This is a genomic window from Acinetobacter sp. CE-15 (assembly GCF_051059255.1).
Lineage (GTDB): Bacteria > Pseudomonadota > Gammaproteobacteria > Pseudomonadales > Moraxellaceae > Acinetobacter > Acinetobacter guillouiae.
The window spans coordinates 2,015,212-2,027,757 of sequence record NZ_CP192737.1; the positions used below are offsets into that span (position 1 = coordinate 2,015,212).

Below are 12,546 nucleotides of genomic sequence, written 5' to 3' on the forward strand. Positions count from 1 at the left end.
AACAATAAGATGAGATTTGAACAAACAGAAAAAAATATAAGTGAATCGAACAATTCTTTACACAGAATTATGGATTGGTTTTATCGACATTTAGCGCTATTCATGGCTTAATCTTTGCTCAAGGAATAAAAGTGTATAAAAAAATGGGGAAATTAGGGTTGATTCAGCACTTTGGTCTAATTTAGACATTTTAAAAAATTTATACACTGTTAAAAAGCGATTTAAGTTGATGATTTAGTTGATGGTGTTGCTGTATTTTTGATCGTTATTTTTTAAGTTAATGTAGCTATTTTTTTTAATTAAAATGATCACTATTTAGCAATGTGATAGTACTATTCAGCATGGTTTAAATCGGTATACTAGAAACTCTTGTTATAAAAAGTAGCAATATCAGGAAAGACAATGACTGCACGTATTCAAAAAGGCAAGTTAGCGATTGCTAAAGAACTTTACGATTTCATCGAAAATGAAGCACTACCAGGTTCTGGTTTAGATAGTGAAACATACTGGAAAAACTTTGAGCAAGTTGTTGTCGATCTTAGCCCTAAGAATAAGGCGCTTTTAGCGAAGCGTGACGAGATTCAGGCTAAAATTGATGAATGGCACCGCAACAATAAATTTGAACTCCAAGCTTATAAAGCTTTCCTAAAAGAAATTGGCTACTTATTACCAGAAGTAGAAGATTTTCAAATCAGTACAGAAAATGTAGATGAAGAAATCGCATTATTGGCTGGTTCGCAATTGGTAGTACCTGTGCGTAATGCACGTTATTGCTTAAATGCGGCAAATGCACGTTGGGGTTCTTTATACGATGCGCTTTACGGTTTTGACGTGATCTCTGAAGAAGGTGGCGCGGAAAAAGGTAAAGGCTATAACCCTGTTCGTGGCGATAAAGTTATCGCATTTGCTAAGAATTTCTTAAATGAAACATTCCCATTGGCAAATGGTTCACATGCAGATGCAACAAAATATGCTGTTGAAGGCAAAAAACTTGTTGTAACCCTTAAAGATGGTTCAACCTCGACTTTGGCGAAAGAATCACAATTTGTCGGTTTTAATGGCGAAGAATCTGCACCTGTTGAAATTGTACTTTTAAATAACGGCTTACACGTTGTTATTGAAGTTGATGCAAATAGCCCAGTGGGTAAAACTGATGCGGCAGGTGTTAAAGATCTTGTTTTAGAAGCTGCTGTTACCACGATTCAAGATTTGGAAGATTCGATTGCTGCTGTAGATGCAGAAGAGAAAGTAGAAGGCTACCGTAACTGGTTAGGTCTAATGAAAGGTACGCTTGAAGAATCAATTGAGAAGAACGGTAAAACCGTGACGCGTACATTGAATAAAGATCGTACACATAAGAACTTGATCGGTGGTGAAACAACACTTCATGGTCGTTCATTGATGCTTCTTCGTAACGTTGGTCATTTAATGACGAACCCTGCGATCCTTGTAGATGGTGCTGAAATCTACGAAGGTATTATGGATGCTTTAATTACACCATTATTGACTTTCGCAGACATCAAAGGTCAAAACGAAAACAAAAACTCTCGTAAAGGGTCAATGTATATCGTTAAGCCAAAAATGCATGGTCCTGAAGAAGTTGCATTTGCTGTTGAATTGTTTGAACGTTCTGAACAAGCACTTGGCTTACCAGCGAAAACGTTGAAAATCGGGATTATGGATGAAGAACGCCGTACATCTGTAAACTTGAAAAACTGTATTGCACAAGCGAAAGACCGTACTATTTTCATCAATACTGGTTTCATGGACCGTACAGGTGATGAAATTCATACCTTTATGGAAGCAGGTCCTTTCGTTCGTAAAGGCGAAGTGAAAAGCCAAATTTGGTTCCCAGCTTATGAAAACCGTAATGTGATGGTCGGTCTACAAGCAGGTTTACGTGGTAAAGCACAGATTGGTAAAGGCATGTGGCCTAAACCTGACATGCTTTTAGACATGTATAAAACCAAAATTGAACATCCAGAAGCAGGTGCAAGCTGTGCATGGGTTCCTTCACCATCAGGTGCTGTGATTCACGCGATTCATTATCACCAATGTAATGTTTCAGCACGCCAACAAGAGTTATTGAAAACTGAAGCGCTTCCGTTAGATGACTTGTTGACACCACCTTTAGCCACAGATACAAACTGGACTGAAGAAGAGAAGACCAAAGAGCTTGAAAATAACCTTCAAGGTATCTTGGGTTATGTTGTTCGTTGGGTTGATTTAGGTGTGGGTTGTTCTAAAGTGCCAGACATTAACAATGTCGGTTTAATGGAAGATCGCGCGACTTTACGTATTTCTTCTCAACACGTTGCGAACTGGTTACGTCATGGTATTGTGACTAAAGCGCAAGTTGAAGAAGTTATGCAGCGTATGGCGAAAATTGTTGATGAACAAAATGCCAACGACCCTGAATATAGCAACATGGCGCCTGGTTTTGACGGTTATGCATATAAAGCTGCTTATGATTTAGTATTTAAAGGTGGTGAACAGCCGTCTGGTTATACTGAGCCATTATTGCATGCGTATCGCTTAAAGTTAAAAGGTTATACAGGCGATTAATTTTATCGTCTAATTTATCCTATTAGCTTATCAATAAAGCCTCTTCGGAGGCTTTATTCTTTTTATGGTTTATTTTAAATGTTGCTTTCCGTGCATATATAAAATTTGTAGACGCGAGTTTGAGTTTTCAGCCAATAAGATAAAATCTCTGATACAATTTAACGGAATTAATCATTAAGCTGAATTATAAATGACATCAATTCTGAAATTAGATGCGCTGAAAAATGCTGAAGTTGCGAGTACGCCTTATCCGTATTTTGTGGTTGAAAATGCTTTGGCTGATAGTGAAGTCCAGGCCGTAATCCAAGACTTTCCTAAAATTGAACAGGGCGGAAGCTTTAACATCGAAGATGTAGAAATTAAGCCTAATTTTGATCGCTTTCTAAAATCGTTGGATACACCAGAATTTCGTCAAATTTTAACAGATAAATTTGATGTCAATGTGATGGAACATCCGATGATGATTACTTTACGTGGTTATTCTCGTCAAAAAGATGGGCGGATTCACAGTGATTCAAAAAGCAAATTGTTGACGGTTTTGATCTATTTAAATGAATCTTGGGATGCGCCGAATGGACGTTTACGCATTCTCAATGATGATAAAGACATCAATAACTATGTCACTGAAATCAATGCAGGTCCGGGCTCACTGGTTGCATTTAAAGTAACTGACAATGGTTGGCATGGCTATATTCCTTATGAAGGGCAACGCCAATCTATTCAAATTAACTTTTTGACCAGCGAAAAAGCCAATGCAAAACATAAGTTTTTCCATGGTTTAAGTGCCAAAGTGAAAAAGATTTTTGGATAAAAGTTAAGTGAAGAGGGTAAACTTCGGTTTATCCTCAATTGAAATCGCGTGCTGTTTCAAGTTTTTATCAATGTCTAATATTCTTATCAATGGATAGCGCGATAGATAAATTCAACAATTATAAATCAATATTTTAAATCTTATTATTATGTGTGCCAATTTTAAACCGATCAGCTTATTACAAGTTCAGCAGCTTGGCTTACCCGCGATCCCTTTCCTCTATGAAGAAGAAATATTTCCAAGCTTTCAAACGCCGTTGTTATTTAAATCTGATCAAGGGATGGAATGGCGTTTAGTTAACTTTGGTTTAGTGCCAAAATGGGCTGAGGACAAAGATGCTGCAAAACATACTTATAATGCAAGAAATGAAACCTTGATGGAAAAACGCAGTTTTGTCGAGGCTTTTAGCAAGTGCCAATTTGGTGTGATCCCCGTGACAGAATTTTATGAATCCAAGTATATCAATGGTCGACCACAACGGTGGGGTGTGCGACGTAAAGATGGTCAGGCTTTTTATATTGCTGCACTGTATGAGATTACCCGATTAAAAACCGGTGAAGTTGTTCGTTCAGCCACCATGATCAGTATGGATGCCCATACCCACCCGATGATGAGTGAATTTCATGAACCTCGAACAGATAAACGTTCGGTGGTGGTTATTCCACAGCATCGACTTGATGAGTGGTTGGGCTTAAAACAGCCCAATATTTCGAGTTTTATAGAGGGTTTCCCTGTGGCGGAGTTTGAGTGTTTTTATTGCCCCAAAGTATCAAATAACAAAAACTCGCCACAGTTGAACATCTTTGATGAAGAATCTTAACAATTAATGTGCAAGATTCTTAAAGATGATTTTTAAATTTTCCATGGTTTTTTCAATTTGTAGTGGTGTTAAACCGTCAAATGACTGTTCAAGTACAACACTCATTAAATCATTAATTTTATGGGTCATTTGTTGCCCAGATTCTGTTAAATGTACCCGTGTAATACGTGCATCGTTTTCACAAGAGTAGGTATCTACAAAGCCTTCCTCTTTTAAGCGATAAACAATTTTGGTTGTTGTCGACATTTTAGAAACGATCATTTCTGAAAGCTCAGAGACACTTGCATCTGGCTTGGCTTCTAAAGCAACCAATAATCGTCGTCTAGAGTTGTCTACTCCATACTTTTTAAGTACGTGATCTAAATTTAAAACATACTGAGAATGAACTTGAGTGATCCAGTAGTATGGGAAATTTTCGATGTTAAAATTTTCAGCAGCGGGTAAAAATTTTGCATATTTTTTAGTCATTTAGAGGTCCCTGTTTTTTGTAATTATTGCCATATATTAAGCGCTAATCATATTTTACTTTGAATACTTGAATCAATATGTGATAGATCACTTAATGAAAAAAACAAGTAAAATCGACGAAATGTAAATTTTGCTTGAACTAAACTTAAGTTAAAGTATTCAGTAAAGGCATTGTATAACTGTCTTAAATTAGATAAAAAGTAGTAATACCTTGCGTAAATTTAGTCGCTTCTTCATGCAATTTGGAATGAACAGAGTTCATTCTCTAGTTGTTGGTGTGGAATCGAAATTTTCAAAACAACCGCAAAGGTTATTTTTATTGAAAGTCAATGAATGTCCTTGTGTCATAATGGTTCATCCTATGTATTTCAGCTTGCTCAAGTATGAAAATTACCAAGAAGATGTTGTGAAAAGCAAGCTTATTAGTTAAAAAAATTAACATCTGATGTTATTTTAACTGAAAAATAAGAAAAATCAACTTGGCTTTACTGTTAATAATTTCCTTTGATTACGTCATCATGGCGATAAATCTAAATATTTCCTCTCTAAATGCCCATATATCCGATTGAAAATTATTAATTAAATTAAAGCGATTTATACCTTTAAAAGGTAAGTAGCATTTAATAACTATAGTTATACACAATTTATATTGAAAAAATCCAATGACATTTTTGTAAGATTGAGTGAAAAATAATTTGAATAAGATGAATCGGCATCTGTAAAGCATTGAGTTGGGCATACGAGGGCAGGGATGAACTGCAATTCGCCCGTATGGTGAAGTTATCCATAAGAAAAATCTTAAATAAATGTAAAATTTTTGTGAAAAATAATTACAACCGCAAGATATTGTGCATAATTAAGCTAATTTAGTTGAAAAGGTTTCATTCATGGATCCGTCGTCGTGTAGGTCAAATTTATTTTTCTCCACTTTATATATTGATAATAATAAGCAGGAGCTCTAATAATGGAATTTTTATTAGACCCTGGAATTTGGGTTGGTCTTTTAACCCTGATTGTTTTAGAAATTGTGCTGGGTATTGATAACCTTGTCTTTATCGCCATTCTTGCAGATAAACTTCCTCCTGAACAACGAGACAAAGCACGTATTATTGGCTTATCTTTAGCCTTAATTATGCGTCTAGGCTTGCTGTCTATCATTTCGTGGCTGGTCACATTAACCAAGCCTTTAATCGCCTTTGGCGGGTTGTCTTTCTCAGGTCGAGACTTAATCTTATTATTCGGTGGACTGTTCCTCGTTTATAAAGCCGTCACTGAATTACATGAAAAAATGGAAGGCAAACCTGAGGTTAAAAGTTCAGGTGCAGTTGTTTATGCAAGCTTCTGGGCAGTAGTGGCGCAAATCATCGTTTTAGACGCTGTATTCTCTCTTGATTCGGTGATTACCGCGATCGGTATGGTCGACAATATCTATGTGATGATGGCCGCTGTAACGATCGCTGTGGTTGTGATGTTGATTGCGTCTAAGCCGTTAACCGCTTTTGTCAATAAGCATCCGACTGTCGTAATTCTATGTTTAAGTTTCTTATTGTTGATTGGTGTGAGCTTAATCGCGGAAGGTTTTGGTTTCCATATTCCGAAAGGCTATATCTATTCAGGTATTGGCGTAGCAATTTTAATTGAAGCCTTTAACCAGTTTTCCAGCCGTAATGTTGAAAAGCACCAGTCGAAAACACCATTGCGTCATCGTACCGCAGATTCAATTTTAAAATTGATGGGAAGCAAGCTGGATGCAGATCTATTACAAAGCCCTGAAGCTTTAGCTGCTCAAAAAGCCTTTGGTGATGAAGAACGCTATATGGTTGGTGGTGTACTGACCCTTGCTGAACGTTCAGTTGCCTCAATTATGACGCCAAGAAATCAAATTTCGTGGATCGATCTTGAAGATGATGCGGAGAGTATTCGTCAGCAAATCTTGGCTGTACCACATAGTTTATTCCCAGTATGTCGTGGACAACTGGATAAAGTAGTTACGGTTGTTCGCGCTAAAGAGTTAATTGATGTACTGGATGAACCAGAGCAATTACAAGCCTTGCTTAAACGTAGTCGTCCAATTTTTATTTTTGAAAAAATGAAAGTGATTGACGCAATCCATACCTTAAGAACGTCTAAAGGTTCTTTGGTCTTGGTGAGTAATGAATTTGGCAATATCCAAGGTTTGATTTCTCCATTGGATGTGTTTGAGGCAATTGCGGGTGAATTTCCTGATGCAGATGAACAGCTAGAGTTGATCAAACTGAATGATACAACGTGGAAGGCATCAGGTATGCTTGACTTGTATCAGCTTGAGTTGGAACTTGGTATGTTGGATCTGGTTCAAGAAGACTCAGGTTACTTTAGCGTAGCAGGTTTGATTTTAGACAAAACTCAAGGCGAAGCAAAAGTAGGTACTCAGATTGAACAAGAGGGCATTTGGTTTGAAGTCATCGAAATGGATGAAAATCGAATCAAGACGGTAAAAATTACCCGTCCAGAGCAATTTTGATCACTATTTTGCGATTAAATCGCAAGCAGATATAAAAAACTAAGAAAAAATGCCTCATTGATGAGGCATTTTTTTTTGAATAAAAAGAGCACTTAGATAGGATTACTTATCTAAGTACTTAAAACTATAATCAACCTGTAAAAAATTTAGACATAAAATATAATTTCTCTTAGATCTATATTTTTAATTAAATCAATTGCATAAAAAAATAAACTGTTTGATTTAAAAAGTTAGCAATGCCACAGCTTACATTCAAAGTTTAAATCCCTTTGCGTAGGCGATGCCTCACTTTTTAGAGATAAAAAGTGACAAAAAATCTTTCGTTTGGCGAGGGGTACATCCTATACCCCCGCCCAACGGCGACATCCATGTCGTCCCACGGTAGGATCACCATCTAGGATTCAAAAGTACAAAAAATGAATTGATGGAAATCACTTGTATGAATAATTAGCTGGTCTGACTATCATTAAAAATATTTTGTGCCATCGTTGGCCATAAGTTTTGATGTGACTTCTTAAACATTAACATATGACCAATGGCTTTATGACCTGTATCTTTCGGTTTAAGCTCTATCATTTCTGTGCTGGCTTTTGGATATAGGCGAAGTAAGTCTTTGACATTGGCTTCAGTAGCGATCTCATCATCCGATGACCAATACACCGTAATTGGGCATTGAATTTCGTTGTGATAGTCCTCGAAAATCGTTTTACCTATAGCGTTCATCACATATCCAGGTTTACTGCAAAACTCAGCCCATTGTTTTGCAACATTTTTGGGTAAATTTTCTCCCATGCCTAAAAACTTGGTTGCGCCATAACCTTTGACTAAGCTCGAAACAGGAAAGATCATCTTAAACATGACTGGCGCCATACGTTTGGTTCGCCCTTTAAGTCCTTTTACATGTCCTGTAGAGCCTGAAATTGCAATCACTTGTGCCACTTTCTTATAGTTAGAAACAATGCCTAATAATTGTCCGCCAGCACTATGACCTAAAAGTATAACTTGTTGTTTTCCTGTCTTATTCAACAAAGTTTCAATGGCTGCAGGAATATCCAGTTGACCCCAGTCTTGGATACTTGCTTTGGACTGACAAAGAGGACCATGTAAGGATTCACCTATACCACGGAAATCGAAGACCAGCACATCTGAACCTTGTTGAGCAAGCCACTCTATAAAATGATGATAAAAACCTTGGGTAATCCCTGTTGCAGGGCAAACCAAAATAGGCAATCGATGGGTTGATTGTTTTGCCGGATAAAAACGTGCAGTTAAGCTATAGCTATCTGCACAAGTTATGGTTAAATTTTCAAATGTATTCATAACAATTCAATGAGTATGCTTTGATGATTACTTTACATAAGTTCCAAAAAGAAACTTGATCAAAGTATGACTTATGAGTCAAAGCTAATCTAAATATTTTAAGCTGTTGGAATTAGGGTGTTTTAAATGGATTTTGTGGGTTTAGGTTTGTCAGTAAAGTTAGCTTTAATATTCAGCGGGATTTTTCTATGGGTAGGTATGCTGACAGGGGTTTGGAAATACTATCAAATTAGCCGATCAGAAATGGCCCGAGCGCATTATTATGTCGATATCGCACATCGCAGCAGCTTGCTTTATGCTCCAGCCACTTTGATTTTGGCGGTAATGGCCTATTGTTCAAGCTGGACAGAAACCACAAATTTGATATTTGTCTTGATCAATTTATTCTTTTTTAGCTTTTCAATCGCCAGTTATGTTTTGCATGGTTTTTTAAAAGATACGACCAATCAATTCAAACAACCGCACCAATTAGGAACCATGCAATTACCGAAAATATTGTTACGTATAGCAATGCTGTTATTGGTACTCGGGGAGATTGTTGCGACTGGAGGATTATTACTTGGTATGTTGATTACTTTGTTTTAATACTTAAATTTTTATAATTTTCTTATTTAAGATGGATGCATGGCATCCATCTTTTATTCTGTAATCTTCGCAAGTTTACGAGATTTATGGTCGACTACATCCCAAACATAGAAGGCAGCAGAAACGACTAATGCATAGGCAAAAAATTCAGGTTTTAAATTGCCTTGAATGAGTCCATGAATAAACAGAGTCACTAAAAGTGCAAGTGTTGTACTTAGATAGATGACCAGTTTTGTATTTGTCTTCAAAGAATTAATGAAGACTTGCTTATTGAAATGTATTGATAACATCCCCATTCCTCCTGTCTGCTCGACAAAAACCACATTGTTTTAGTCTGGATTGGTTTATTCAGTTGTACCATATCTAATTATTATTTCAAGAGCAAATACCTCTATTATTCAAAATAATTATGACATATTTATTACAAATGATGATTATTTTATAAAAAATGAAAATATGAGTGATTTTTTATATAAATGATGTAATTGTTGTGGAGTTAGTGTGAGCCAGTTATCAAAATAAAATACAATAACTGAATAGGTCTTGGAAGCACTTTCGACTAAAGTTGATAAAAATTATGCAATATTTATGCAAAAATCGAAAAAAATGACTATTTTTTTTAAATAATTCGATTTTGGCATGGAGAGCGGTTCATTCATGTAAAAAATGCAACAACGCGACTGAATTCATCTGTGTTAAATAAGAATTAAGTTTTAGTATTTTTAGCCAAATGTTTTTTATACATAGCACAAAGCTTAATTCGATCTATTCAGGAGCATTGATCATTTGCTTGAAGCACTAAAATGGATCAAACAACGCTTTAAAAATTGTGTCGCAAACAATAACGGCCTGTGGGGTAAACATGACAATTATTGATCACTGTTAAAATAAGATTTGGGTAAAATCAAATTTTAAGGATGATAATTAAAAAGCTTTATTTTTTAATTTTATCAATTACGACACAGATGATTAACACGATCAATGATGGGATCACCCATGCAAGATTTTGTTCATTTAACGGTAAGTTTTGAATCATTAAAGGTAAGCTGTCCTTAAAGCTTGTGACTTTAATTCCTTCAATAAGACCAAATAGAAATGCAACGCCAGTAACAGGTGCGATAACCGTGGTTGGGTGATTGAATTTACCCCAAAAGAAGCTTAATAGAATGACTACAATTGCGGGTGGGTAAATTGCACTGAGTACAGGGACTGAAAAAGCAATCAGTTTGGTTAAACCTAGATTTGAAATCACCAATGAAAATAACACCAAAATAATCACTAAAACTTTATATGGGATTTTCGTGAGTTCAGAGAAGTATTCAGCACATGCACAGGTTAAGCCAATCGCAGTAACCATACATGCAATAAAAATCAAACCTGTCAGGAATAAAGAACCTAAGTCACCAAAAGCATGTTGAACATAAGCATGCAGGATCACTGCGCCATTTTCAGCATTTGGAGCAGCATCATGACTGCCTAAACCCAGTTTAAATAAGCTGAGATAAACCAGCGTTAAACCTACACCAGAAATCAAACTTGCAATAATGGCATATTTGGTTACGAGCTTTTTATCTGTTACACCACGAGAGTGGATGGCATGAATAATCACAATACCGAAAACCAAAGCGCCTAAAGTGTCCATGGTTAAATAACCATTTACAAAACCTTCAGAAACAGGGCTGGTAGCGTAATTGTTGATTGCAGGAGAAATTGAACCAGTCGGGATCAGAAATGCTGCAATACCTAAAATTGCCAGTGCAATAATTTTTAGCGGTGCAAGAATATGACCCACTGTATCCAATAATTTATTTGGATAAAGAGAAACTAAAGTTACAAATGCAAAATAGATAACACTATAAATAAATAATGCTGTACCACCATTTCCAAAATATGAGGAAAAACCAATTTCATAAGAAACAGTTGCAGTACGAGGTGTAGCAAATAATGGCCCTACCGAGAGATAACACACAACCGTCAGTACTAAACTTGCAACTTTACCTAAAGGCGAGCTTAAAATCGCAATAGAACCTTCAGTTTTAGAAAGTGCCATAATGGTAATAACAGGTAAGCCTACAGCTGTGACTAGAAAACCTAGCGCTGCGAGCCATACATGTTCACCGGCTTGTTGAGCAACAATGGGTGGAAAAATAATATTGCCTGCCCCAATAAATAAGGCAAAGGTCATAAAGCCTAAAGCAATAATATCCTTTGTACGGAGATTAGTCATAAACTGTGGTTGAAAAAGCAAAACAGCGATTTTAGTAGAAATAGCTTATTTTTTGTATTTTATTTTATGGATAATATTCCCGTTTTTTATAAATTTTAACCAATTAGTCATATTGATTATATTTATGTGGATGATTCACAGTTAATTTTCAAAAATTGAAAAAATCAAAATTTTCAAAAAATATAGAATAGATAAAATATTCATATGGAAAGATTATACTTATTCTAAAATTTATGTGCTTGATTTTGCATTTTTATTAAATATGATAGGCGGTAAATTGCCCTAAACGTATTGAAAAGGCATATAATATTTTTTCACTTTTGCGGACAGATCCAATGAAAGCTTCTACAGTCACCATTAAAACCGAACAAGACCTTGAAAAATTAAGAGTGTCGGGGCGTTTAGCTGCTCAAGTTTTAGCAATGATTGGTGAATATGTGAAGCCGGGCGTGACGACTGAGTATTTAGACGATATTTGCAATGATTTTATTGTCAATACGCTAAAAGTGATCCCTGCAAATATTGGATATTATGGTTATACCAAAACCACCTGTATTTCTCCAAATGAAGTGGTCTGTCACGGTATCCCATCAAAACATAAGGTTTTAAATGATGGCGATATCATCAATATCGATGTTGCGATTATCAAAGATGGTTATTTTGGTGATACCAGCCGTATGTACTATGTGGGTACAGTTAAACCTGAAGCGAAAAGACTGGTTGAAACGACTTATGAGGCAATGGTGGCTGGGATTCATATGGTCAAACCCGGTGCAACACTCGGGGACATTGGTTATGCGATCCAACAAGTTGGGCAACGTGAAGGTTATACGATCGTTCGTGAATATTGTGGTCATGGGATTGGTAAGATTTATCATGAGCAACCTAACGTATTACATTATGGTCAACCCGGACAGGGCTTAGTGCTTAAAAAGGGTATGGTTTTTACCATTGAACCAATGATTAATGCGGGGAAATCCAGTGTCAAAGAGCTGAAAGATGGCTGGACTGTGGTTACTGCGGATAAGTCACTGTCAGCACAATGGGAGCATATGGTTGCTGTCACAGATACAGGATTTGAGTTGCTTACTCCTTGGCCTGAAGGCACTGGTAGCTACCCTGAAATTTAATCTTTAGACTTTGGTCTAATGAATGAATTATGCTCAGCGATTTATTGTTTTTTTATCTTTAAAAATGAGATTTTTCTCACTTTATTTACTGGGAATGTGGATCTTTTAGGGAATATT

Annotated in this window: 10 protein-coding genes; 6 read left to right on the forward strand and 4 right to left on the reverse strand. The window is 36.2% G+C overall.

Translation table 11 applies throughout. From position 1 onward, the window contains the following. Positions 1-402: 402 nt before the first annotated feature. The 3 genes from ACQ7EO_RS09310 to ACQ7EO_RS09320 all read left to right on the forward strand — a co-directional run bounded on the left by ACQ7EO_RS09310 (position 403) and on the right by ACQ7EO_RS09320 (position 4,196). Positions 403-2,565 (forward strand): malate synthase G, encoded by a 2,163-nt coding sequence (locus ACQ7EO_RS09310; RefSeq protein ID WP_314335835.1) that lies wholly within the window; start codon positions 403-405, stop codon positions 2,563-2,565. 190 nt (positions 2,566-2,755) lie between these two features. Beyond that, positions 2,756-3,376 carry a 2OG-Fe(II) oxygenase gene (locus ACQ7EO_RS09315; protein ID WP_004719624.1) on the forward strand — a complete coding sequence of 207 codons (621 nt, stop codon included), beginning with the start codon at positions 2,756-2,758 and terminating at the stop codon, positions 3,374-3,376. 148 nt (positions 3,377-3,524) lie between these two features. After that, a complete protein-coding gene (locus tag ACQ7EO_RS09320) occupies positions 3,525-4,196 on the forward strand; it encodes an SOS response-associated peptidase (protein WP_244012843.1) in 672 nt (223 codons plus the stop codon). Between the two features lie 3 nt (positions 4,197-4,199). Here ACQ7EO_RS09320 and ACQ7EO_RS09325 read toward each other — a convergent pair whose 3' ends face one another. Continuing rightward, positions 4,200-4,664 carry a MarR family winged helix-turn-helix transcriptional regulator gene (locus ACQ7EO_RS09325; protein ID WP_004822209.1) on the reverse strand — a complete coding sequence of 155 codons (465 nt, stop codon included), beginning with the start codon at positions 4,662-4,664 and terminating at the stop codon, positions 4,200-4,202. 964 nt (positions 4,665-5,628) lie between these two features. On the opposite strand from ACQ7EO_RS09325, the gene ACQ7EO_RS09330 reads away from it, so the two are divergent. Continuing rightward, positions 5,629-7,167, forward strand: a complete 1,539-nt coding sequence (locus ACQ7EO_RS09330; protein WP_004822208.1) for a TerC family protein — start codon at positions 5,629-5,631, stop codon at positions 7,165-7,167. A 447-nt stretch (positions 7,168-7,614) separates the two neighbouring features. Here the strand turns inward: ACQ7EO_RS09330 and ACQ7EO_RS09335 are convergent, their stop codons facing one another. Then, complete coding sequence (locus ACQ7EO_RS09335; RefSeq protein WP_434279443.1) at positions 7,615-8,487, reverse strand: alpha/beta hydrolase family protein; 873 nt, start codon at positions 8,485-8,487, stop codon at positions 7,615-7,617. 126 nt (positions 8,488-8,613) lie between these two features. Between ACQ7EO_RS09335 and ACQ7EO_RS09340 the strand changes: the two genes are divergently transcribed. Continuing rightward, on the forward strand, positions 8,614-9,072 hold the full coding sequence (locus ACQ7EO_RS09340; RefSeq protein WP_434279444.1) for a hypothetical protein: 459 nt from the start codon (positions 8,614-8,616) through the stop codon (positions 9,070-9,072). A gap of 53 nt (positions 9,073-9,125) precedes the next feature. Here the strand turns inward: ACQ7EO_RS09340 and ACQ7EO_RS09345 are convergent, their stop codons facing one another. Both ACQ7EO_RS09345 and brnQ read right to left on the reverse strand, forming a co-directional pair. Further along, a complete protein-coding gene (locus tag ACQ7EO_RS09345) occupies positions 9,126-9,362 on the reverse strand; it encodes a hypothetical protein (protein WP_004719635.1) in 237 nt (78 codons plus the stop codon). 644 nt (positions 9,363-10,006) lie between these two features. After that, positions 10,007-11,299 carry a branched-chain amino acid transport system II carrier protein gene (gene brnQ, locus ACQ7EO_RS09350; RefSeq protein WP_419311812.1) on the reverse strand — a complete coding sequence of 431 codons (1,293 nt, stop codon included), beginning with the start codon at positions 11,297-11,299 and terminating at the stop codon, positions 10,007-10,009. Between the two features lie 335 nt (positions 11,300-11,634). On the opposite strand from brnQ, the gene map reads away from it, so the two are divergent. Beyond that, positions 11,635-12,429: a type I methionyl aminopeptidase gene (map, locus tag ACQ7EO_RS09355; protein WP_434279445.1), complete on the forward strand. Its 795-nt coding sequence runs from the start codon at positions 11,635-11,637 to the stop codon at positions 12,427-12,429. Positions 12,430-12,546 lie beyond the last annotated feature (117 nt).

What these genes read in the sequence shown, in the direction of transcription:
- ACQ7EO_RS09345 (WP_004719635.1), bottom strand. Translation starts at nt 9,362, where the DNA reads ATGTTATCAATACATTTCAATAAGCAAGTCTTCATTAATTCTTTGAAG.
- map (WP_434279445.1), top strand. Translation starts at nt 11,635, where the DNA reads ATGAAAGCTTCTACAGTCACCATTAAAACCGAACAAGACCTTGAAAAA.
- ACQ7EO_RS09310 (WP_314335835.1), top strand. Translation starts at nt 403, where the DNA reads ATGACTGCACGTATTCAAAAAGGCAAGTTAGCGATTGCTAAAGAACTT.
- ACQ7EO_RS09320 (WP_244012843.1), top strand. Translation starts at nt 3,525, where the DNA reads ATGTGTGCCAATTTTAAACCGATCAGCTTATTACAAGTTCAGCAGCTT.
- ACQ7EO_RS09325 (WP_004822209.1), bottom strand. Translation starts at nt 4,664, where the DNA reads ATGACTAAAAAATATGCAAAATTTTTACCCGCTGCTGAAAATTTTAAC.
- ACQ7EO_RS09330 (WP_004822208.1), top strand. Translation starts at nt 5,629, where the DNA reads ATGGAATTTTTATTAGACCCTGGAATTTGGGTTGGTCTTTTAACCCTG.
- ACQ7EO_RS09340 (WP_434279444.1), top strand. Translation starts at nt 8,614, where the DNA reads ATGGATTTTGTGGGTTTAGGTTTGTCAGTAAAGTTAGCTTTAATATTC.
- ACQ7EO_RS09315 (WP_004719624.1), top strand. Translation starts at nt 2,756, where the DNA reads ATGACATCAATTCTGAAATTAGATGCGCTGAAAAATGCTGAAGTTGCG.
- ACQ7EO_RS09335 (WP_434279443.1), bottom strand. Translation starts at nt 8,487, where the DNA reads ATGAATACATTTGAAAATTTAACCATAACTTGTGCAGATAGCTATAGC.
- brnQ (WP_419311812.1), bottom strand. Translation starts at nt 11,299, where the DNA reads ATGACTAATCTCCGTACAAAGGATATTATTGCTTTAGGCTTTATGACC.